This is a genomic window from Streptomyces sp. NPDC048507 (assembly GCF_043199995.1).
GTDB lineage: Bacteria > Actinomycetota > Actinomycetes > Streptomycetales > Streptomycetaceae > Streptomyces.
In genome coordinates this window covers 455,408-480,214 of record NZ_JBICWZ010000005.1, presented here as the reverse complement: position 1 = coordinate 480,214, position 24,807 = coordinate 455,408, and the positions used below count along the sequence as shown (strand labels likewise).

Annotated in this window: 3 protein-coding genes; all 3 read left to right on the top strand. The window is 75.5% G+C overall.

The features are described from left to right. The first annotated feature begins 68 nt into the window (after positions 1 to 68). The 3 genes from ACGFXC_RS17760 to ACGFXC_RS17750 all read left to right on the top strand — a co-directional run bounded on the left by ACGFXC_RS17760 (position 69) and on the right by ACGFXC_RS17750 (position 24,805). Positions 69 to 3,095 carry an AAA family ATPase gene (locus tag ACGFXC_RS17760; protein WP_393713713.1) on the top strand — a complete coding sequence of 1,009 codons (3,027 nt, stop codon included), beginning with the start codon at positions 69 to 71 and terminating at the stop codon, positions 3,093 to 3,095. A gap of 144 nt (positions 3,096 to 3,239) precedes the next feature. Continuing rightward, positions 3,240 to 6,179 carry an AAA family ATPase gene (locus ACGFXC_RS17755; RefSeq protein ID WP_393713711.1) on the top strand — a complete coding sequence of 980 codons (2,940 nt, stop codon included), beginning with the start codon at positions 3,240 to 3,242 and terminating at the stop codon, positions 6,177 to 6,179. Positions 6,180 to 6,409: 230 nt separating this feature from the next. Continuing rightward, the gene (locus ACGFXC_RS17750; protein ID WP_393713709.1) at positions 6,410 to 24,805 is read left to right on the top strand and encodes a type I polyketide synthase; all 18,396 of its coding nucleotides are present in this window, start codon (positions 6,410 to 6,412) and stop codon (positions 24,803 to 24,805) included. Positions 24,806 to 24,807 lie beyond the last annotated feature (2 nt).

The window sequence follows — 24,807 nt, the reverse complement described above, 5'->3', positions numbered from 1 at the left end:
CTTGATGGCCCCTTAGGGCTTGGTTGACACTGCCTTGAAGTTGATGTTGTCTGGCATTGGGTTCGAGCATGCGGAAGGGCGTCTTCAGACCCTTCCGGCGCTCGGTCCGAGTGTCCTGTCACGCGGGGGTGGCCCGGGCAACTCGACTGCGGGGGTGTCTTTTCTGCATGGTGCTTTTCGGTCGAACCGAAGAAATGAAACTGCTTGTTTCTGTCTATTCTGCATTGTGTTCATCCGGAAGGTCCGCGACTATCCTGGTCGAAGCGGCTCCGGGCTGCGGGAAAAGCGCGGTCATGGCGGCGCTGGCCGAGCATGCGGAATCTGCCGGAGCGGTCGTCCTGCAAACGGTCGCGGTTCCGCACGAGTCCGAGGTCCCGTTGAGCCTGCTGCGGAACATCGTTGACGGAAGCCCTTTCTACGACATGCTCGCGCCGCGTTTCCGTGCGCTGAGCGGCGGCCCCTCGACGGAGCAGGACGACGCCGCGTGCGAGCAGATCCGCCGCGACAGCGAACGCTACGAACTCCAGCGTGAATTCTGCGCCTCGCTTCGGGAACTCTCCCGGACGACCCCCGTGGTGCTGGCCGTCGACGACGTCCAGCACGGCGACCGGGAGTCCCTGCGTCAGTTGCTCCACCTGGCCCGGCATTGCCGCACGGCCCCGCTCATGATGCTGTTCACCCGGTCCCCGGCCACCTGCGGACGCCAGGAAATCGGGTTCGGCGCAGAGCTCCTGCGGCAGCCGAACTTCACCCGCGTCCGGCTGCCGCGCCTCGACCGCGGCGCCGTGCTCGGCCTGCTGGCCGAGGCGTGGCCCGGACGGCAGGAAGCGCACACGGTCGACCGCTACGTCGCGCTCAGCGGCGGCAACCCGCTGCTCCTGCGTGCCCTGATGGAGGACCACCGCGCCCATGCCGGTCCGGGTGCGAACCGGCCGCTCACCGAGCTCCGCACCGGTCAGAGCTACCGGGACGCCCTGCTGGTCTGTCTGGAACGCGGCGGCGAGCTCAGCCGCAAGGTGGCGACCGGCCTGGCGGTCCTCGGCGGCCCGGCCCACGGCGACCTGCTGGCCGATCTGCTGGCACTCTCCCCGGGGCAGCTGACCGAGACCCTGAACGCCCTCGCCGAGTCGGGGATCGTCGAGGGACGGGCCTTCCGCAGCCCACACGCCCGGGACACCGTCCTCAACGCACTGGACCCCGCCCGCCGCCACGAACTCCACTCGCGCGCGGCCGAACTGCTGCACGCCCGTGGTGCTCCGCCGTGCGCCACGGCCGAGCACCTCGTGCAAGCCGGGCGGGCCGACGGCGTCTGGGGGGTGGGGGTCCTGCGGGAAGCGGCCGAACAGGCCCTGCTCGACGACCACGTCAAGCAGGCGGTTTCGTACCTGGAGCTCGCCCACGCCGCCTGCGAGGACCCCACGCGCCGCATCGAGATCCGGATCAGGCTCGCCCTCATCGCGCAGCGCATCAGTGCCGCGACCGCCGAACTCCACCTCGCGGAGGTCTCGGAGACGCTGCGGCTCTGCCCGGTGCCGGACGAGACCGTCGGGTCGTTCGTCGAGCTGCTCCTCGCCCACGGCTGGCTGGAGCAGGCGCGCGACATCATCGAGCGCACCGCGCCGGGCGACGGCGAGCCCGACGGCGCCGGTACGGCCGAGGACGAGATCTGCGGCGCCTGGGACCGCGGGGGCGAACCGGCACCGTGGCCGTTGGCCGCATCGTCACCGGACACCGGCGCGCAGGAGGACCCTCCGGACTGCGGGGCGGTGCCGCCGAGGGCCCAGGGACGCCTGTGGGGCAGGAGGCCGGCCGCGTCGTGGGGAACGCAGCGGCCCCGGGAACTGGAGCAGTACGTCGCCGGCGCCGAGGGGCTGCTGGAGATCACCCCGCTGATGGACTTCACGTTCTACCCGCTGCTCGGGGCGATGCAGTCCCTGCTCCACAACGGGGCCGTCGACCGCGTCGTGCACTGGTGCGACACCTTCACGCGGAGATCGGCCCATCGGGACGCGCCGGGGTGGGAGGCGTCCTTCGCGGCCCTGCGCGCCGAGGCCAGCCTGCACAGGGGTGACCTCGCGGCGGCGGAGAAAGGGCTCCGGGACTGTCTGAGCGCACTGCCGCAGCGGCACCGGTCCACCAGCGAGGGAGCCGTGGTCGCCCACCTCGTGGTGGTCAAGATCGCCCAGGGCGATCTGGACGAGGCGGCTCGCTGCCTCAGCCGGCCGACGGCGCGGTCGCTGGCCGGCAGCGTGCACTGGCTGGTCTACCGGCGGGCGCGCGGCCTCTACCACCTGGCCAACCACCGGTACCACTCGGCTCTGCGGGACTTCAACGCCGCAGGGCGGCTCGCCGGGCTCTGGGGACTGGACCGGCCCGGCCTGTTGCCCTGGCGCACGGACGCGGCCGAGGCCATGCTGCGGCTGGGTGAACGCGAGGAAGCGCTGCGTCTGGCCACCGAGCAGTTGGCCATGGCCGAGAACGGCTCGCCCCGGGTCCGCGGGATCTCGCTGCGGATGCGGGCCCTCGCGGCGGACCAGCACGGACGCGTGGCGCTGCTCGGCGAGGCGCTCACCGAACTGCGCAGGTCCGGGGACCGGCTGGCTGTCGCCCGGGTCCTGTTCGACCTCGCCGACGCCCACGAGGAAGCGGGCGAGAGCCGCCGGGCCGTCGTCTCCCGGCGGCGGGCGACACGTCTCGCGAAGGAGTGCGGGGCGCGTTCCCTGCTGCACCGTGACGAGGGCGGAAGCGCGCCGGAGGCATCGAAGCGGATCCACCTCGCCTGCGCCGGGGCGCTGCCGGTCCCCCCGGAGGAAGCGGAGGCGCAGGCCGAGGCGGAGCCGGATGAGGGGGCGCCGGACGAGGTGGCCGCAGACCGCCCCGGCGGGCCCGCCGCCGGGCCCCGCCAGGAGCTCAGCGATTCGGAGCGCAAGGTCGCGGCGCTCGCCGCCAACGGCTATACGAACCGTGAGATCTCCGTGCGTCTGTTCATAACGAAGAGCACGGTCGAGCAGCACCTCACCCGCGTGTACCGGAAACTTCGCGTCGCCGGACGGGAAGAATTACCGCTGGATCTCGAAACCTCCGTCGAGGTGTGACGCCCACGTCCGGCGCATGCCGCTGCCCGCCCCTCCCGTAGGGGCGGGCAGCGGCATTTAGCCACCCCACCCCTCATCGCCCCCCGCCGAGCTGCGGGCAGGGGGTTGCGAGGGTTTGCGTAGGGGGTGTGCGGCCTTGACGAAATGGCTGCCCCGTGGGCTAGAGGGCGGGGGAGAGAAGGTAGGGGTTGGGGTCAGGGGGAGGGCTCAGTAGGGTCGATTCCAGTGGATCCGTATTCAAAACAAAGTGATCCTCAAGTGATTCTCAAGCGGCAGGGAAAAGCGGTGGGGATTGTGGCTGGCGGAGTTGTCTCGGAGCTTTTCGAGCGTGACGAGGAAATGGATCTCCTGACGGACGTACTGGCGGGGGTCCAGCGGGGGGAGGGCGGTGTCATCCTCCTCGGCGGGGGCCCCGGGGTCGGCAAGACGGCACTTCTCGACGCCTTCCTGCTGCGTGCCGCCGATGCCGGCGCTCAGGTGTTCAGAGCGTCGGGAGCGCTCTCGGGGACGGGCGGCGACCTCGCGGTCATCAGGGAGCTGTTCCTCGGCTCGAACGAGGACGAGGACGAGCACCTGCGCGCCGCCACGCGCACCCGTGAGGGGGCCGCCGAGTTCGAGGACCGGCTCTTCGCCGCGATGTGCCGGGAGAGCCGCCTGCGGCCCGTCGTGATCGGGGTGGACGACGCGCAGCTCGCCGACGCCGCCTCCCTGCGCTGCCTGCTCTACCTGGTCCGCCGACTGCGCTCCGCGCCGGTCATGATGGTGCTCACCGAGTCCACGGGCCCCCACACGCTGCCTCCGGCCTTCCACGCGGAGCTGCTGCGCCATCCCCAGGTCCGGCAGGTGCGCCTGCTGCCCCTGTCGCGGGACGGCATCGCAGGGGTGATCGAACAGCATGTCGACACCGTCGGGTCGCCGGGGCTGGTGGCGGACTTCCATGCCGTCAGCGGGGGCAATCCGCTGCTCGTGCACGCCCTGCTGGCCGACTGCCGCGACGCACGCCGCCTGGACCCGCGGCAGCCGTCCAGGGCCGTGGCGAGCACCGCGTTCACCAAGGCGGCCCTCGCCTGGGCCTACCGTGACGAGGCCGAACTCTTCGACATAGCCTGCGGATTTGCCCTGCTCGGGGAATCGGCGACGCCCACCCTGGTGGCCTGCCTGGTCGGCCGGGGCGCCGACGCGGTCGACCAGGTCATGACGGCACTGGACACGGCGGGGCTCCTGGAGGGCGGCACCTTCCGCGACGCCGTCGTCGGCAAGGCGATCCTGGAGCACGTGGACGCCGTCACCAAGGCGAACCTGCGCCGCCGCGCGGCCAGGCTGCTGCACGACGACGGCGCGCCCGCGACCGTGGTGGCGCATCACCTGCTCGCCGCCTCGGTCACCGAACCCTGGGCGGGCCGCACCCTGCTGGCGGCGGCCGAGAAGGCGATGGAGGAAGGGCAGGAGGAACTGAGCCTCGACTGCCTGCGGCTGGCCGGGCAGAGCGCGACGACCGAGCGGGAACGGGCCGCCGTCGTCATGGCGCGCGTGAAGACGGGCTGGCAGATCGATCCCCGGCTGGTGGTTCCGTGGCTCGACCCGCTCGTCGGCGCCCTCAACGCCGGGCACCTCAAGGGCGCCGACGCCGCCTCGGCCGTCAAACACCTCGCCTGGCACGGCCAGTTCCGCGAGGCGCAGGAGAGCATCGCCGCCCTGTCCGAAGCGCCCTACGCCGACGATCCCCGGATGGAGGACGAACTCCACTTCGTCCGACGCTGGTTGCGGCACACCTGCCCGCCGCTCGCCGCTGACGTTCCCGGTCCGGCGCGCCCCGCGGCGCGGCGCGGTCCGCAGCCCCGGCAGGTGAGCCCCTCCTCGTACGCCGTCGAACTGCTCGGCACGGTCCTGGCCGAGGGGCCCGACGACCAGACCGTCGCCATGGCGGAGGAGATCCTGCGGGGCTGCCGCTCCCACCAGACGGTCGTCGAGGCGCTGGAGGCCGCGCTCCTGACGCTGGTCTACGCGGACCGTCCGGACCGGGCGCGGTTCTGGTGCGACGTGCTGCTCCAGCAGGCCGGCACCCGGTCGAAGGGCACCCTCGTGGCGATCCTGTCCGGCGTCCGGGCGGAGATCGCGCTGCGGCAGGGCATGCTTCCGGCCGCGGAGGCGTACGGGCGGGCCGCCCTGTCGGCCATCTCGCTGCCCGGCTGGGGCATGGCCGTCGGCAGCCCGCTGGCCTCTCTGGTGCTGGCCACCACCGCGACCGGAATGACCGGGGAGGCCGGAGCCTGGCTGAACCAGAGCGTTCCCGAGGGGATGTTCGAAACCCGTCACGGGCTGCTGTACACCCACGCCCGGGGCCACTACCACCTCGCCGTCGACCGCCCGGACGCCGCCCTGGACGACTTCCTGACCTCTGGCGAGCTCGCCAAGGAGTGGGGCGCGGACACGCCGGCCTTCCTCCCGTGGCGGACTTCGGCGGCGCAGGCCCACCTCGCGCTGGGCAGCCCCGCGGAGGCGCGGACCCTCGTACGGGAACAGCTGGCCCGGCCCGGCGGAAGCACGCACCGGGCTCGCGGGGTGTCCCTGCGGCTGCTGGCGGCCACCAGCGCACCGGATCAGCGGCCCGCCCTGCTCAGGGAGTCGATCAACCTGCTGGAGGCCTGCGGGAGCCAGGTCGAGCTCATCCGCTCGCTGGCCGACCGCAGTCAGGCCCTGCATGCGCTCGGCGCGCCCGCGAAGGCCCGGATGGCGGCCCGCCACGCCAGGACCGTGGCCGACAACTGCGGAGCGGACGCGCTGTTTCGCCGGCTGTTCCGCGACGAGGCGTCCGAGGGGGACCACGGGTTCGAAGGCGCCGAGGGCGAGGACGAGGGTTCGGCGAACCTGACCGCCGCCGAACGCAGGGTCACGGCCCTGGCGGCGGTCGGCCACTCCAACCGGGAGATCGGCCGCAAGCTGTTCATCACCAAGAGCACCGTCGAACAGCACCTCACACGTGTGTACCGGAAGCTCGGGGTGCGCAGCCGGGCCGAGCTCGGTGATCTGTTCGTGGGGACGCACGCGGACAGCGGGACCGAACGGCTGGCCCGGACGTCCTGATGCGCCCTCCGCCCGGTACGGCGCGCCCCCCGCACGGGCCGGCCGGGGCGGAGGCCGGGACCGGGACCGGGACCGGGACCGCGGCGACGGTGGTCGGGGTCGGGGTCGGAGCTAAGGGGTCGGCTAGTGGTTGGGGCTAGGGGCGGCCCGGCCGGATATTCGCAATGGACTGCGGCCACGTGCCGCTTCGAGCGCGCTTCGCGTGATCCTCGTGACGTAAAGGGAAGCACATGGCGGGTCGGTCCGAGTCAAAGGCCGCTGAACTCCAGGCACGATCTTCCGAACCCATCGCGGTGGTGGGGATCTCGTGCAGGCTGCCGGGAGCCGCCGGCCCGGACGAACTGCTGAGCCTCCTGCGGGGCGGCGCGGACGCGGTGAGCGCCGCGCCGCCGGAGCGGCCCTACGCACCCGGACGGGGCGGGTTCCTGGAGTCCGTCGACACCTTCGACGCCGGATTCTTCGGCATCTCGCCGCGCGAGGCCGCCGCGATGGACCCCCAGCAGCGGCTCACCCTGGAGCTCGGGTGGGAGGCACTGGAGGACGCGGGCATCGTGCCCGGCCGCCTCCGCGGCAGCCGGACCGGCGTGTTCGTCGGCGCGATCGCCGACGACTACGCCGCGCTGGTCCGGGCCGGCGGCGACGAGGCGCTCACCCCGGAGACCACCACCGGCCTGAGCCGTGCCCTGATCGCCAACCGGGTCTCCTACGCCCTGGGCCTGCGCGGACCCAGCTTCACCGTGGACTCCGGCCAGTCCTCGTCCCTGGTCGCCGTGCACCTGGCCGCCGAGAGCCTGCGGCGCGGCGAGTGCTCCGTCGCCCTGGCCGGCGGTGTGAACCTGATCCTCGCCGAGCACAGCACCGCCGCCGTCGAGCGGTTCGGGGCCCTGTCCCCGGACGGCCGCTGCTACACCTTCGACGCGCGGGCCAACGGCTACGTGCGCGGCGAGGGCGGCGGTCTCGTCGTGCTCAAGACCCTCTCCGACGCGGTCGCGGCCGGCGACGACGTCTACTGCCTGCTGGCCGGCAGCGCCGTGAACAACGACGGCGGCGGTGAGGGGCTCACGGTCCCGGAGCGCGGCGCCCAGGAGGCGGTGATCGCCGCCGCGTACGAGCAGGCCGGGATCGCCCCCGCCGACGTCGCGTACGTGGAGCTGCACGGTACGGGAACCCCTACCGGGGACCCCGTGGAGGCCGCCGCCGTCGGCGCCGTCTTCGGCGCGGGCCGTCCGGACGACCGGCCGCTGCTCGTCGGCTCGGTGAAGACCAACATCGGTCACCTCGAAGGCGCCGCCGGCATCGCCGGATTCCTCAAGGGCGTGCTGGCCGCGCGCCACCGCGAGATCCCCGCCAGCCTCCACTACGAGTCCCCGAACCCGGCCATCGCGCCGGCCGAGCTGGGCATCCGGGTCAGCACCGCACTCACGGCCTGGCCCGAGCGGGCCGGCCGCTTCGTCGTGGGCGTGAGCTCCTTCGGCATGGGCGGCACCAACTGCCATGCCGTGCTCACCGAATGGGACGGCGCCGCCGCGACGCCGGCCGGGCCCGGCGTCCGGCCCTCCGCGACGCCCTTCCCGCTGCTCGTCTCGGGCCGGGACGAGCAGGCGCTGCGCGCCCAGGCACGCACGCTCCGCGCACACCTCGAAGCCCGCCCCGGCCGGCCGCTGCGGGACGTCGCCCACGCCCTGGCCACCAGCCGGACGGCCTTCGCCCACCGCGCGGTGCTGCTCGCCGCCGGACCGGACGAGGCCGTGGCCGCCCTGGGCCGCCTCGCCGACGGCTCGCTGGACCCCGACGCCGTGCGCGGCTCGGTGTCCAACGGCTCCCTGGCCTTCGTCCTCCCCGGACAAGGCGGCCAGCGGCCCGGTATGACGGCCTCGCTCCACCAGGCCTCCCCGGAGTACGCGGCGGCCCTCGACGAGGTGTGCGCCGCCATGGACCCGCACCTGCGGCTGCCCCTGCGCGACGTGCTGTTCGCCGAGGAAGGCTCGCCCGAGGCGGCCCTGCTGGACCGGACGGAGTTCACCCAGCCGGCGCTGTTCGCCGTCGAAGTCGCCCTGTTCCGGCTCGTCGAACACTGCGGTCTCACCCCGCAGCTGCTGCTCGGACACTCCGCCGGCGAACTGGCCGCCGCCCACGTCGCGGGCGTCCTGTCCCTGGAGGACGCGTGCACGCTCGTCGCGGCGCGCGGCCGGCTGATGCAGGCCCAGCCGTCGCACGGCGCGATGGTGTCCGTCCAGGCGAGCGAGGCGGAAATCCGGCCCCTCCTCGGCGACGGCGGCCGGGTCGCCATCGCAGCCCTCAACGGACCGCTCTCCACGGTGATCTCGGGTGACGAGGACGCCGTCCTCGACGTCGCCGCCCACTGGCAGGAGCGCGGACGCAAGACGAAGCGGCTGCGGATCAGTCACGCCTCCCACTCCCCGCACATGGACGGGATGCTCGCCGAGTTCCGCGCCGTCGCGGCCGGTCTGACCTTCCGGGCCCCGCGCATCGCGATCGTCTCCAACGAGACCGGACGGCTGCTCACCGCGGAAGAGGCCGGCTCCCCGGACTACTGGGTGCGGCACGTGCGCGGCGCGGTGCGCTTCCTCGACGGGGCCCGCTTCCTCGAGGACCAGGGCGTCACCACGATCCTCGAACTCGGCCCCGACGGCGTGCTGTCGGCCATGACCCGGGACTGCCTGCGCGGAGCCGAAGCCGTGTGCGTCCCCCTGCTGCGGGGCCGCAACCGCCCGGAGCCGGAAGCGGTGCTCGCCGCGCTCGCGGCGCTGTACGTCCGCGGGGTCCCGATGGACTGGGCGCGGCTGGCCACCGAGGCCGGCGCCCGCCGGGCCGCGCTGCCCACGTACGCCTTCCAGCGCAGGCGCCACTGGCTGGCGGACGGGGCGCAGCGGGCCGCCTCCGGCGCCGCCCGCGCCGTGCCGGGCCGGGGCGCCCGGACCCCGGAGCCGGCCCCCGGGGCCGCCGCGCCGGCGGACGGGCCGCAGTCCGGGCCCACGGCGGCGGAGCTCGTGCGGGCCGTCACGGCCCTGGTGCTCGGCCACGCGTCCGCCGACGACGTTCCGATGAACTCCGCCTTCAAGGAGCTGGGTTTCAGCTCCCTGATGCTGGCCGAGCTCGGCGAGCGCCTGACGCAGGCGACCGGCCGCCGCATCCCGACCACGCTGCTGTTCGACCACCCCACGCCGGACGCCCTCGCCCGGCGGCTGCAGGAGGACGGGCCGAAGGCGGCCGTGTCCGAGGAGCGGGCCGTTTCCCGGGACGCGGATGAGGACCCGGTCGTGATCGTCGGCATGAGCTGCCGGTTCCCGGGCGGCGTCGACTCGCCCGAGGAGCTCTGGCGGTTCGTGTCCGCCGAGGGCGACGCCATCTCGCCGCTGCCCGCCGACCGCGGCTGGGAACTGCCCGCCGGATTCGCCGGCGAGGGAGGCTTCCTCGCGGACGCCGCCGGATTCGACGCCTCCTTCTTCGGGATCTCGCCGCGCGAGGCCCTCGCGATGGACCCCCAGCAGCGGCTGCTGCTGGAGACCTCGTGGGAGGCGCTGGAGCGGGCCGGTGTGGACGCGCTGTCCCTGCGCGGCAGCCGCACCGCCGTGTTCGTCGGCGCGAGCCCCTCGGAGTACGGCCCCCGGCTGCACGAGAGTTCGCAGTCCGACGGCCACGTCATGACCGGTACGGCGCCGAGCGTGCTGTCCGGGCGCATCGCCTACGTGCTGGGGCTCGAAGGCCCCGCGCTGACCGTGGACACGGCCTGCTCGTCCTCGCTGGTGGCGCTGCACCTCGGCGTGCGGGCCCTGCGCGACGGCGACTGCGACCTCGCGCTGGTGGGCGGTGTGACCGTGATGGCCACCCCCGGAGCGTTCGTGGAGTTCTCCCGCCAGGGCGGTCTGGCCGGCGACGGCCGGTGCAAGGCCTTCTCGGCCGCCGCCGACGGCACCGGCTGGGGCGAGGGCGTCGGCATGCTCGCCGTCCAGCGCCTCTCCGACGCCGTGCGCGACGGCCGCCGGGTCCTGGCGGTCGTCCGCGGCTCCGCCGTCAACTCCGACGGCGCGTCCAACGGCCTGACCGCCCCCAACGGCCTCGCGCAGCAGCGCGTCATCCGGCAGGCGCTCGCCGACGCCCGGCTGGCCGCCGCCGACGTGGACGTGGTCGAGGCGCACGGTACGGGCACCAAGCTCGGCGACCCGATCGAGGCGCAGGCGCTGCTGGCCACCTACGGCCAGGACCGGGTGCATCCGCTGATGCTCGGCTCCGTCAAGTCCAACATCGGGCACACGCAGGCCGCCGCGGGCATCGCCGGTGTGATCAAGTCCGTGCTCGCCATGCAGCACGGGACGCTGCCCCGGACCCTGCACGTCGACGAGCCCTCGCCGCACGTGGACTGGTCCGCGGGCGCGGTGGAGCTGCTGACCGAGGCGCGCGAGTGGCCCGCGCCGGGCCGGCCGCGCCGGGCCGGCGTGTCCTCCTTCGGCATCAGCGGCACCAACGCCCACGTGATCCTGGAGCAGGCGGGGGTCACGGCGGAGCGGGACGAGCCCGCGGGCGGGCCGGCCGGCGCCGTTCCCTGGGTGCTCTCGGCCCGTTCCGAGGCGGCGCTGCGGGACCAGGCGCTCCGGCTGGCCGAGCACGTCCGGACGCGGGAGCCGCGTCCGGCGGACGTGGGCCTGTCACTGGCCGTCACCCGGGCCGGCCTGGAGCACCGGGCGGTGCTGACGGCCACGGACCGCGTCGAGTTCCTGACCCAGCTGGCCGCGCTCGCCACGGGCGGGAGCGCCGCGGGAGTGGTGCGCGCCGTGGCCCGCGAGGGCGGGTCGACCGCCTTCCTCTTCACCGGCCAGGGATCGCAGCGGCCCGGCATGGGGCGCGGACTGTACGAGAACCAGCCGGTGTTCGCCGCCTCGTTCGACGAGGTGTGCGCGGAACTGGACCCGCTGCTGGGACGTTCGCTGAAGGACGTCGTCTTCGGCGACCCCGATGCGCTGGACCGGACCGAGTGGGCCCAGCCCGCGCTGTTCGCCCTGGAAGTGGCGCTGTTCGACCTGGTCGCTTCCTGGGGCATCGGCCCGGACGTGCTGCTGGGCCACTCGATCGGCGAGCTGGCGGCCGCCCACGTCGCCGGTGTGTGGACGCTGCCGGACGCCTGCCGCGTCGTGGCGGCCCGCGGCCGCCTGATGCAGGCGCTGCCCACGGGCGGCGCGATGGCCGCGGTGCAGGCCACCGAGGACGAACTGCCGCCGCTGCCCGCCGAGGTGTCCGTCGCCGCCGTCAACGGACCCCGCTCGCTCGTGCTGTCGGGCGACGAGGACGCCGTGGACGCGCTCGTGCGGGACTTCGCCGCGCGGGGACGCCGCACCAAGCGGCTCGTCGTCAGCCACGCCTTCCACTCCGCCCTGATGGACCCCATGCTCGCGGAGTTCGCCGAGGTGCTCGCCTCGGTGGAGTTCCACCGGCCGGGGATCCCCGTCGTCTCCGGTCTGACCGGCGCGCTCGCGGGCGACGAACTGCGCACGCCCGCCTACTGGGTGCGCCACGCCCGCGAGACCGTCCGCTTCGCCGGCGCCGTCACGACGGCGCTGGGCCGCGGCGTGGACAAGCTGCTCGAACTCGGTCCCGGCGGTCCGCTGACGGCGATGGCCGAGGAGGTCCTCGCGGACGCGGGCCGCGACGCGGACGTCACCGCCGTGCCCGTCCTGCGGGGAGGCGACGACGAGGCCCGGGCCGCGGTGACCGCGGCCGGCCGCCTGCACGCCGCCGGGGCGGCCGTGGACTGGCCCGCCCTGTTCGCCCCGTACGGGGCCCGGCGCACCGGCCTGCCCACCTACGCCTTCCAGCACGAGCGCTACTGGCTCGCCCCGGCGGCCGGCCGTGACCCGGCCACGGCCGGTTCGCTGCGCTACCGCACGGCCTGGACGGCCGTGCCGGACGGCGCCCGCCCCGCGACGAGCGGCACCTGGGCCCTCGTGGTCCCCGCCGCCGGACTCGACGAGGCCACCGTGGACGGTGTGGCGCGGACGCTGCGCGAGCACGGCGCCCACCCCGCGGTCATCGAGGTCGACGCGGGCGCACCCGACCGGACCGGCATCGCGGACGCGCTGCGCACGGCGCTCGGCGAGGACGCGGGCGGCGTGGTGTCGCTGCTCGCCCTGGACGGCACGCCCGCCGCGGGCGTGGCCGCCACCGCCGTGGTGCTCGGGGCGATGGCCGACCTGGGCGGCGACAGCCGGCTGTGGTGCCTGACCCGCGGCGCCGTGTCCGTGAGCGCCTCCGACGCGCTGGACGCGCCGGAGCAGGCCCAGGTGTGGGGGATGGGCCGGGTCGCGGCCCTGGAGGCGCCCGAGCGCTGGGGCGGTCTCGCCGACCTGCCCGCCGTACTGGACGAGCGGGCCCGCACCCGGCTGGGCGCGGCCCTGTCCGGCGCCACCGGCGAGGACCAGGTGGCCGTCCGCACCGCGGGCCTCTTCGCGCGGCGCCTGGTGCGCCACACCGGCGGCGCCGACGGCGCCGACGGCGTCGACCGCATCGACGGCATCGACGGCGTCGACGGCACCGTCCTGGTGACCGGCGGCACGGGCGCGCTCGGCTCCCACCTCGCCCACTGGCTCGCCGACGGGGGCGCCCGCCACGTGCTGCTGACCAGCAGGCGCGGCCCGGACACGGAAGGCGCCCGGGAACTGGTCGCGCAGCTGCGCGAACGGGGCACCGACGTGACGGTCGCCGCCTGCGACGTCACCGACCGGGAGCAGCTGGCGGGGCTCCTCTCCGCGATCCCCGCCGACCGGCCCCTGACCGCCGTCGTACACGCCGCGGGCGTCCTGGACGACGGCGTGCTCGACTCGCTCACCCCCGGCCGGTTCTCCGCCGTCGCCGGACCCAAGGCGGACGGGGCGCGGCACCTGCACGAGCTCACCCGCGACCTCGGCCTCCGCGCGTTCGTGCTGTTCTCCTCCTTCGCGGGCACCGTGGGCCTGGCCGGACAGGGCAACTACGCGGCCGCCAACGCCTACCTGGACGCGCTCGCCGTACACCGCGCCCAGCTCGGCCTGCCGGCCACCTCGGTGGCCTGGGGCTCCTGGGCCGGGGCCGGCATGGCCGCCGATACGGAGGCCGTGCGGCGCCAGCTGGCGCGTACCGGACTGGTCCCCCTCGACCCGGCCGCCGCCCTGACCGAACTGCGACGCGTCCTCGACGACGGCGAGAGCGCCGTGACCGTCGCCGACATCGACTGGGAGCGCTTCACGGGCTCCGGCGCGGGCCGGCACACCACGCTGTTCGACAGCGTCCCCGGGGCCCGCCGCGCCCCGCACGACGGCGCCCGGGCCGGCGCGGACGGCGCGGCGGGCCGGCTCGCCGGCCTCGGCGGGCAGGAGCTGTACCGCGCCCTCGCGCAGCTGGTCGCCGCCGAGGCGGCCGCCGTCCTGGGCCTGCCGGCCACGGCCCGGATCCAGGAGGACCGGACCTTCCGCAACCTCGGCTTCGACTCGCTGATCGGCGTCGAGTTCCGCAACCGGCTCGCCGCGGCCACCGGGAGGCGGCTGTCGCCCGCCCTGGTCTTCGACCACCCCACTCCGCAACGGCTGGCCGAACACCTCGCCGCCACCATCGAGGGGACCTCCGCCGGATCCGTGGAGCGCACCGCCGCCGTGCGCGACCACGACGACCCGATCGTGATCGTGGCGGCCGCCTGCCGCTTCCCGGGCGACGTCCGCTCCCCGGAGGACCTGTGGCAGCTCGTCCTCGACGGACGGGACGCCATCGGCCCCTTCCCGTCGGACCGCGGCTGGGACCTCCACGGGCTCTACAGCCCCGACCCGGGCCGGGCGGGCACCAGCTACGTCCGCGAGGGAGGCTTCCTCTCCGACGTGGCCGGCTTCGACGCGGCCTTCTTCGGGATCTCGCCGCGCGAGGCCCTGGCGATGGACCCCCAGCAGCGGATCCTGCTGGAGTCCTCCTGGGAGGTCCTGGAGCGCGCCGGGATCGACCCGACGGCCCTCGCGGGCAGCCGCACGGGCGTGTTCGTCGGCACCAACGGCCAGGACTACGCCACCCTCCTGGGCTCGGCGGACGTCGAGGGCCACGTGCTCACCGGCACCGCCTCCAGCGTGCTGTCCGGGCGCATCGCCTACACCCTGGGCCTCGAAGGCCCGGCGATGACCGTGGACACCGCCTGCTCCTCCTCGCTGGTGGCACTGCACCTCGCCATCCAGGCGCTGCACGCGGGCGAGTGCGACCTCGCGCTGGCCTGCGGCGTGACGGTGATGTCCACCCCCGACATCTTCGTGGAGTTCTCCCGGCAGCGCGGTCTCGCCGTGGACGGACGCTGCAAGGCGTTCGGTTCGGGCGCGGACGGGACCGGCTGGGGCGAGGGCGTCGCCACCGTGCTGGTGGAACGCCTCTCGGACGCCCGCCGCCGCGGCCACGACGTCCTGGCCGTCGTACGGGGCAGCGCCGTCAACCAGGACGGCGCGTCCAACGGCCTGAGCGCGCCCAACGGGCCCGCACAGCAGCGGGTGATCCGCCAGGCACTGGCGGACGCCGGCCTCGCCCCCTCGGACGTGGACGCCGTCGAGGCGCACGGTACGGGGACGGCACTCGGCGACCCGATCGAGGCGCAGGCGCTGCTGGCCACCTACGGCCAGGACCGGCTCGCGGGCCAGCCGCTCCACCTCGGTTCCGTGAAGTCCAACATCGGGCACACCCAGGCCGCGGCCGGCATGGCCGGCATCCTGAAGCTGCTGCCGGCGCTGCGGCACGCACAGCTCCCGCGCACGCTGCACGCCACCGAGCCCACCCCCGAGGTGGACTGGTCCGGGGGCGCCGTCGAGCTGCTCACCGAGACCCGTCCGTGGCCCGCCCTGGACCGCCCGCGCCGTGCGGCGGTGTCCGCCTTCGGCGTCAGCGGCACCAACGCGCACGTGATCCTGGAGCAGGCGCCGCCCGCCACGGAGCCCGTGGAACCGGCGGACGCGCGACCGTCCGTACTCGGCTCCCCGGCACTTCCCTGGGTGCTCAGCGCCACGTCGGGTGAGGCGCTGCGGGAGGCGGCCGGGCGTCTGTTCGACCGGATGCCCGACGCGCCCGCGGCCGACATCGGCCGTTCCCTCGTCACGACCAGGGCGGTCTGGGAGGAGCGGGCGGTCGTACTCGCCGACGGCACCGGCGCGCACCTGCCGGCGCTCGGCGCGCTGGCCCGGGGCGAGGGCGACCCGCGCGTGGTGCGCGGCACCGCCGACACCCGCGGCCGGACCGTCTTCGTCTTCCCCGGGCAGGGCGCCCAGTGGGCCGGCATGGCCGCCGGACTCTGGGAGTCCTCGCCGGTCTTCGCGCAGTGGATGGACCGCTGCGCCGCAGCGCTCGCACCCCTGACCGACTGGTCGCTGGCCGAAGTGATCCGCGGCGCAGACGGCGCCCCCGGCCTGGACCGGGTGGACGTCGTCCAGCCCGCCTCGTGGGCCGTGGGCGTCTCGCTCGCGGGCCTGTGGCGGTCCTGCGGCGTCGAACCGGCCGCCGTGGTCGGCCACTCCCAGGGGGAGATCGCCGCGGCCTGCGTGGCCGGGGCGCTCTCGCTCGACGACGGCGCCGCCCTCGTCACCCTGCGCAGCAAGCTGATCGCCGAGGAACTCTCCGGCCACGGCGGCATGGTGTCCGTGGCCCTCTCCCCGGCCGACACGGCCGGGCGGATCTCCCGCTGGGACGGCCGGATCTCGGTCGCGGCGAACAACAGCCGCAGGTCCACCGTCGTTTCCGGCGACCCGCAGGCGCTGGCGGAGCTGCTGGCCGGCTGCGAGGCCGACGGGATCCGCGCCCGCCGCATCCCCGTCGACTACGCCTCCCACTCCGCCCACGTGGAGCGGATCGAGGAGCGGCTCGCCGAGCTGACGGCCGGCATCGCGCCGCGCACGGGCGAGATCCCGTTCCACTCCACCACGACGGGCGGTCCGCTCGACACGGCCGGCCTCGACGCCGGCTACTGGTACCGCAACCTCCGCCGGCCCGTGCTGTTCGGGCCGGTCGTCGAGGACCTCCTCGCCCGCGGCCACGACGTGTTCGTCGAGGTCAGCCCGCACCCGGTGCTCGTTCCCGCCGTGCAGGACGCCATCGACGCGGCCGGCACCGCCGCCGCCGCCGTGGGCACCCTGCGCCGGGACCAGGGCGGCCCCGACCGCTTCGCGCTCTCGCTGGCCGAGGCGTACGTCCGCGGCACCGGCGTCGACTGGACCGCGGTGCTCGGCGCCACCGGTGCCCCCCGCACCGAGCTGCCGACGTACCCCTTCCAGCACAGCCGCTTCTGGCCCGACTCCGCCCGGGCCGCGGCCGCCGCGGGCCCGGGCGACGAGGACGCCGAGCTGTGGCAGGCCGTCGAACGCGGCGACCTGGGCGCCGTCGCGGCCGAACTCGGGGTCCAGGACGGCGATCCCCTGCGGTCGCTGCTCCCGGCCCTGTCCGGCTGGCGGCGCAAGCGCCGGAACTCCGCCCTGGCGGACGGCTGGCGCTACCGCGTCTCCTGGACGCCGGTGGCACCTGCCGCCGCTCCGGCCCCGTCCGGCACCTGGCTGCTGGTGACCGGGGACCCGGACGGCGAGGAGTCCCGCTGGGCCCGCGCGGCCCTCGGCGAGCACGTCACCGTCGTGCCGGGCCCCGCGCCCTCCCCGGACGTACTGCGGGCCCCGGAGGGTGCCCCGTGGACCGGCGTGGTGTCCCTGCTGGGACTCGACGACCGGCCGCACCCCGAACACCCCGCGGTCCCCGCGGGCATCGCCGGCACCCTGACCCTGCTGTCCGCGCTGCGGGAGGCCGGGATCGACGCACCGCTGTGGTGCCTGACCCGGGGCGCGGTCGGCACGGGGCGGTCGGACCGGGTGTCCGCGCCCGGGCAGGCCCAGCTGTGGGGCCTGGGCCGGGTCGCGGGACTGGAGACCCCCGCCCCCTGGGGCGGACTCCTCGACCTGCCGCCGGCACTCGACGACCGGGCCGCCGGACTGCTGCGCGCCGCGCTCGGCGCGGGCGGCGACGAGCAGGAGTACGCGCTGCGCGCCGCCGGCCTCTACGTCCGCCGGCTGGTGCGGGCCCCGCTGGCTGGTGCGAAGCCGGCCCGCCGCTGGCGGCCGCGCCCGGACGGCACCGTGGTGGTCACCGGCGGCACCGGCGCCCTGGGCGCCCGGGTCGCCCGCTGGCTGGCCCGCGAGGGCGCCGGACACCTCCTGCTGACCAGCAGGCGGGGGATGGCCGCCGACGGTGCGGACGCTCTCGTGGCGGAGCTGCGCGAGCTGGGGGCCGGCGTCACGGTCGCCGCCTGCGACGTCGCCGAACGCGACCGGCTGGCCGAAGCACTGGCCCGCGTGCCGGACGGGTTCCCCGTCACCGCCGTGGTGCACACCGCGGGCGTCAGCCGGGTCGCCGCGCTGGCGGACACCACCGTCGCCCAATGGGCGGACGTCGTGGCCGCCAAGGCCGACGGCGCCCGTCACCTGGACGAGCTGCTGGCCGGCCACGACCTCGACGCCTTCGTGCTGTTCTCCTCCGGCGCCGCCGTCTGGGGCAGCGCCGGACAGGCCGCGTACGCGGCCGCCAACGCCTACGCCGACGCGCTCGCGGCCGACCGCCGCAGGCGCGGCCTCGTCGCCACCTCGGTGGCCTGGGGCAGCTGGGCCGGCGGCGGCATGGTCGACGACGGCCTGGCGCGGGAACTGGCCCGCGGCGGGGTGCGCTCGATGGACCCGGACCGGGCGATCGGCGCGCTCCAGCAGGCGCTCGACCACGACGAAACCGCCCTGACCGTGACCGACATGGACTGGGAGCGCTTCACCGAGACGTTCACCGCGGCCCGGCGGCGGCCCCTGCTCGACGACATCCCGGAGGCGGCCCGTGCCGTCGCCGCCGCACCGCCGGCCGACGGGACCCCGTCCCCGCTCGCCGGGCGGCTCGCGGCCCTGACCGCCACGGAGCGCGACCGCGTCCTGCTGGACCTCGTGCGGACCTCCGCGGGGCTGGCCCTGGGACACGCGGGCGCCGAGGCCGTCGCACCGTCGAAGCCCTTCAAGGACCTCGGCTTCGACTCGCTCACCGCCGTCGACCTGCGCAACCGGCTCGCCACGGCCACCGGGGTCCGACTGCCCGCCACCCTCGTCTTCGACCACCCCACCCCGCTCGCGGCCGCGGCCGAACTGCGGACCCTGCTGCTGGGCGAGGACCGCCCCGCCGGGGAGGTGTCCGCGGCGTCCGCCGCCGCTCCCGAGGGCGACCCCGTGGTGATCGTCGGGATGGCCTGCCGGTTCCCCGGCGGGGCGGACTCGCCCGAAGGCCTGTGGAACCTGGTCGCGGCCGGCAAGGACGGGATCGGAGACTTCCCCACCGACCGCAACTGGGACGTCCCCGCCGACGCGGCGTTCTCCCAGACCGGCGGCTTCCTCCCGGACGCCGCCCGGTTCGACGCGGCCTTCTTCGGGATCTCCCCCCGCGAGGCCCTCGCCATGGACCCCCAGCAGCGCCTGCTGCTGGAGACCTCCTGGGAGGCCCTGGAGCGGACCGGCGTGGACGCCCTGTCCCTGCGCGGCAGCCGCACCGGCGTCTTCGTCGGCGCGGGATCGCACGACTACGGCACCCTGCTCACCTCCATGGAGGGCGGACAGGACTACGCGCTGACCGGGGCCGTCGGCAGCGTGCTCTCCGGCCGGATCGCCTACACGCTGGGCCTGGAGGGCCCGGCCCTGACCGTGGACACGGCCTGCTCCTCCTCGCTGGTGGCCCTCCACCTCGCGGCGCAGTCCCTGCGCAACGGCGAGTGCGAGCTGGCCCTCGCCGGCGGCGTGGCCGTCATGGCCACCCCCCACGCCTTCGACGCGTTCGCCCGGCAGGGCGGACTCGCCCCGGACGGACGCTGCAAGGCCTTCGCGGCCGGTGCCGACGGCACCGGCTGGGGCGAGGGCGTCGGCGTCCTGGTCCTGGCGCGCCTCTCCGAGGCACGCCGCCGCGGCCACGAGGTGCTGGCGGTCGTCCGCGGCTCGGCGGTCAACTCCGACGGCGCCTCCAACGGCCTCAGCGCGCCCAACGGACCCTCGCAGCAGCGGGTGATCCGGCAGGCGCTGGCCGACGCGGACGTCTCCGTCACCGACGTGGACCTGGTGGAGGCGCACGGCACGGGCACCTCGCTGGGCGACCCGATCGAGGCGCAGGCGCTGCTCGCGACCTACGGCCAGGGCCGGCCCGAGGGCCGCCCGCTCTACCTCGGCTCGGTGAAGTCGAACATCGGTCACACCCAGGCCGCCGCGGGCGTGGCCGGCGTGATCAAGTCGGTGCTGGCGCTGCGGCACGGCATGCTGCCGACCACGCTGCACGTGGACGAGCCGACCCCCGAGGTCGACTGGTCGTCGGGCGCGGTGGAGCTGCTGACCGAGGGCCGGGACTGGCCGCGTACGGACGGCCCCCGACGGGCCGGCGTGTCGGCGTTCGGCATCAGCGGCACCAACGCGCACGTGATCCTGGAACAGGCGCCCGCCACCGCGCCGGACCCCCGGCCCGAGCAGGCGCCGCAGCCCTCCGGCCCGGTGCCGTGGACCGTCTCGGCCCGCTCCGCGGACGCGCTGGAGGCCCAGGCCCGGCAGCTGGCCGCGTACGTCGGCGCCGGCGGCCCGCCGGTCGGCGACATCGGCTTCTCCCTGGCGGCGACGCGGGCGCGCCTGGAGCACCGTGCGGTCGTGACGGCCGGGGACCGCGACGGCTTCGCGGCCGCCCTGACGGCGCTCGCCGAGGGCACCTTGGCCCCGGGCGTGGTGCGGGGCGTCGCCGCCGAGGGCGGGACGGCGTTCCTCTTCTCCGGGCAGGGCTCCCAGCGCGAGGGGATGGGCCGGGAGCTGTACGAGGCCTTCCCGGTGTTCGCCTCGGCCTTCGACGAGGTCTGCGCACAGCTTGACCTGCTGCTGGACCGGCCGGTGAAGGAGGTCGTGTTCACCGACGGCGCCGCACTGGCCGAGACCGTCCACACCCAGGCCGGGCTGTTCGCCCTGGAGGTCGCCCTGTCCGCACTCGTGCGCTCCTGGGGCGTGCGGCCGGACGTCCTGCTCGGACACTCGATCGGCGAGCTCACCGCGGCCTACGTGGCCGGGGTGTGGAGCCTGCCGGACGCCTGCCGGATCGTCGCCGCGCGGGGCCGCCTGATGCAGGCGCTGCCCAGGGGCGGCGCGATGCTGGCGGTGCGGGCGGCCGAGGACGAGCTGCCCCGACTGCCGCAGGGCGTATCGGTCGCCGCGGTCAACGGCCCCCGCTCGGTGGTGCTGTCCGGCGACGAGGAGCCGGTGGCCGCCCTGGCCCGCACCTTCGCCGAAGAGGGACGGCGCACCAAGCGCCTGACGGTCAGCCACGCCTTCCACTCGGCACGGATGGAGCCGATGCTCGCCGAGTTCGGCGAGGTGCTGGCCTCGGTGGAGTTCCGCGCGCCGGCCGTCCCCGTCGTGTCGAACCTGACGGGTGCGGTCGCGGGCGCCGAACTGACCACCCCCGGCTACTGGGTCCGGCACGTCCGCGAGGCCGTCCGCTTCGCCGACGGCGTCGCGGCCGCACGCGACGCCGGTACCGGGACGTTCCTGGAACTCGGCCCGGGCGGCGCGCTGACCGCCATGGCGCAGGAGGTCCTCGACGAGGCGGACAGGAGCGCCGCCGTGTGCGTCCCCGTGCTCCGGGCCGACCGGCCCGAGGCCGCCTCGTTCCTGCACGCCCTGGCCACGGTGTCGGTGCACGGCACCGACGTGGACTGGACGTCCGCGTACACCGGATCCGGCGCGCGCACCGTGGACCTGCCGACCTACGCCTTCCAGGGCAGGCACTTCTGGCCGCTGCCCGACCCGCCCGCCGCAGACCTGACGGCGGCCGGTCTGGCCGAGGCCGGCCACCCGCTGCTGACGGCCTGGCTCCCCGCGCCGCAGGGCGACGGGGTGCTGGCCACCGGCCGCCTGTCCCTGCACACGCACCCCTGGCTGGGCGAGCACACCGTACTGGGCACCGTCCTGGTTCCGGGCACCGCCTTCGTCGACCTCGCCTGCTGGGCGGGCGAGCGCGTCGGCAGCGGCGAGCTGCGGGAACTGACGCTGGCCGCGCCGCTGGCGCTGGCCGAGAACGCGGCCGTACGGCTGCGGCTCGTCCTGGAGGCGCCCGACGCCGCCGGCTGCCGCCCGGTCGCCGTGTACACCCAGCCGGACACCGAGGAGGACGGCGTCTGGACGCGGCACGCCGAGGGCCTGCTCGCCCCGGCCGACCCCGCGTTCACCCCGCCCGGCGGCCTCGACGTCTGGCCGCCGGCCGGCGCCGAGCCCGTCGATCTGGCCGGCTTCTACGACGGACTCGTCGAGGCCGGTTTCGACTACGGCCCGCTCTTCCAGGGTCTGCACGGCACGTGGCGGCGCGGCGACGAGGTCTTCGCCGAGGTGCGCCTGCCGGGCGACGGCGGCGACGCCCGCGGCTTCGGCGTCCACCCGGCCCTGCTGGACGCGGCCCTGCACGCGCTGGGGCCGGCCGCCCGGGCCGGGGACGAGCCGGGTTCGGCCCGCCTGCCCTTCTCCTGGGGCGGGGTACGGGTCCACGCGGTCGGCGCCGACCTGCTGCGGGTCCGGCTGCTCCGCGCCGAGGACGGCACCATCACGCTCCACGCCGCCGACGCGGACGGCCACCCGGTCGTCTCCATCGACTCGCTGGTCATGCGGCCCGTCTCCCCGGAGCGGCTGCGGGGCGCGGGGGCGGCACCCCAGGGGGGCGACGCCCTGTTCGCGACGGGCTGGGTACCCCTGGAAGGCCCCCTCACCGCGCCGGAAACGTCCGGCTGCGTCCTGCTCGGCGAACCGCTGGACGGCCCCTGGCGCCATCACCCCGACCTCGCGGCCCTCGCCGCGGCGCTCGCGGACGGCACGCAGGAGCCCGGCCCGGTGCTGGTGCGCTGCCCGCAGGAGAGCACGGACGGAGCCGACGCCGCGGGCGCGGCACACCGCGCCGCCGAGTGGGCCCTCGACCTGCTCCAGCGCTGGCTGTCCGACGACCGGCTGGCCGACAGCCCCCTCGTGATCGCCACCGGCCACGCGGCCGCCGTACCGGCGGCGCCGGCGCCCGTCCGGCTCGCCCACGCGACGGTGTCCGGCCTGGTCCGCTCGGCCCAGACGGAGAACCCCGACCGCATCTTCCTCATCGACTTCGACGACGCCCTGCCGGATCCGGCACACGTCGCCGAGGCGGTGCACCGGGACGAGCCCGAGGTGGCCGTACGGCAGGGGAGGCTCTACGCCCGCCGGCTGACACGTCCCGCCACGGGAACGTCCCTGCCGGTGCCCACCGGCCCCTGGCGGCTGGACAGCACCGGGCGCGGCACGCTGGACAACCTGGCCCTGGTGCCCTGCGACGAGGCCGGGGCCCCGCTCGCCGAGGGCATGGTGCGCATCGCGGTCCGTGCGGCGGGCGTGAACTTCCGGGACGTGCTGATCGCCCTGGACATGTACCCGGGCCGGGCGGAACTCGGTACGGAATGCGCCGGCGTGGTCCTGGAGACGGGGCCCGGCGTGAGCGGCCTGGTGCCGGGCGACCGTGTGATGGGCATGGTCCCCGGGGCCTTCGGACCCACCGCGGTCGCCGACCAACGGGTCCTCGTGCGGATGCCCGGGGGATGGTCCTTCGCATCCGCGGCCGCGACCCCGGTCGCCTTCCTGACCGCCTACTACGGCCTGGTCGACCTGGCCGGGCTGGGCGCCGGCGAGTCCGTGCTCGTCCACGCCGCCGCCGGCGGCGTGGGCATGGCGGCCGTGCAGCTGGCCCGGCACCTGGGCGCCGAGGTGTTCGGCACCGCCGGCGAACCCAAGTGGGAGACCCTGCTCGCCAACGGGCTGGACCGCGCGCACATCGCCTCCTCGCGGACGCTGGACTTCGCCGACAGCTTCCGCTCGGCGACCGGCGGCGCCGGTGTGGACGTCGTACTGAACGCGCTCGCGGGCGAGTTCATCGACGCCTCCCTCGGACTGATGCCGCGCGGCGGCCGCTTCGTGGAGATGGGCAAGACCGATCCGCGCGACCCCGGCCGGATCGCCGACGATCACCCGGGCGTCCGCTACCGGGCCTTCGACCTCGGTGACGCCGGCCCGGACCGCATCGGCGAGATCCTCACCCACCTCGCCGGACTCTTCGACCGCGGAGAGCTCGTACCGCTTCCGGTCACCACCTGGGACGTGCGCGACGCGCAGGACGCCTTCCGGGCACTGAGCCAGGCCGCCATCACCGGCAAGGCGGTACTGACCCTCCCCACCGTCTTCTTCGAGGCGGGCGAGACCGTCCTGATCACCGGTGGCACCGGCACCCTCGGCACCCTGCTGGCCCGGCACCTCGTCGCGGAGCACGGCCTGCGCCACGTGACGCTGGCCGGACGGGGCGGCACGGACACTCCCGCCGTGGAGCGGCTGCGCACCGAACTCGCCGCACTGGGCGCCGGGGTACGGGTCGCGGCCTGCGACGCGGGCGACGAGGAGGCCCTCGGCCGGCTCCTGGACTCGATCACCGCGGAGCACTCCCTGGCCGGTGTCGTGCACGCCGCGGGCGTCACCGACGACGGGGTCGTCTCCGCACTGGACCCGCGGCGGCTGAACGCCGTACTGCACCCGAAGGTGGACGGCGCCTGGAACCTGCACCGTCTCACCGAGCCCCTGGCACCCCGGATGTTCGCCCTGTTCTCGTCTGCGTCGGCCACGCTCGGTGCGGCGGGCCAGGGCAACTACGCGGCCGCCAACGCGTTCCTGGACGCGCTGGCCGAGTACCGGCACGCGCGGGGCCTGCCGGCCACGAGCCTGGCCTGGGGTCTGTGGGGCGTGGCCAGCGGCATGACCGGACGCCTCGACGAGCGCGACCTCCAGCGCATGAGCCGCTCCGGCGTCGCCCCGCTCGGCAGCGAGGAGGGCCTGGCCCTGTTCGACAGCGGCGTGCTCGGCGGGGTCCCGGCCGTCGTCCCCGTCAAGCTCGACCTGGCCGCCCTGCGGGCCCAGCACGCCGACCGGCCCCTGCCGGCCGTGCTGCGCGAACTCGTACGGGTAAGGCGCTCGGCGGCCACCGGCACGGTCACGCGCGTGGTGGGCGGGGCCGCCCCCGCGTCACTGACGGAGAAGCTCGCCCCGCTGTCCCCGGCGGAGCGGCACCGGCTCGTCCTGGACCTGGTGCGCGAGCACACCGCGGCCGTACTGGGCCACGGCTCCGCCGACGAGATCGACTCCGACCAGGCGTTCAAGGCCCTCGGATTCGACTCGCTCACGGCGGTCGAACTCCGCAACCACCTGCGGACGGCCACCTCCCTGACCGTCCCGGCGACCCTGGTGTTCGACCACCCGACACCGGCCGCGCTCACGGAGCACCTGCTCGAACTCGCCGCACCGCCGCGCCACGACCCGGTGCTCCAGGTCATGGGCGAGCTCGAACGCCTCGAAGCGGGCATCGAGGCGATCGGCACCGGCGAAGGCGCCCACGAGGAGGTGGCGGCACGCCTGCGCCGCATCCTGCGCACGCTCGAGGCCGGGTCCGCACCGGCCGCCGCCGACAGCGGGGACTCCTCCCTCGAAACGGCCACCGCGGCAGAAGTGCTCGCGTTCATCGACAGCGAATTCGGCGATCTCGCCTAAGA

Excerpts from the sequence above, each read along its gene's own strand:
- ACGFXC_RS17755 (WP_393713711.1), top strand. The coding sequence starts at position 3,240 with ATGGCTGCCCCGTGGGCTAGAGGGCGGGGGAGAGAAGGTAGGGGTTGG.
- ACGFXC_RS17760 (WP_393713713.1), top strand. The coding sequence starts at position 69 with ATGCGGAAGGGCGTCTTCAGACCCTTCCGGCGCTCGGTCCGAGTGTCC.
- ACGFXC_RS17750 (WP_393713709.1), top strand. The coding sequence starts at position 6,410 with ATGGCGGGTCGGTCCGAGTCAAAGGCCGCTGAACTCCAGGCACGATCT.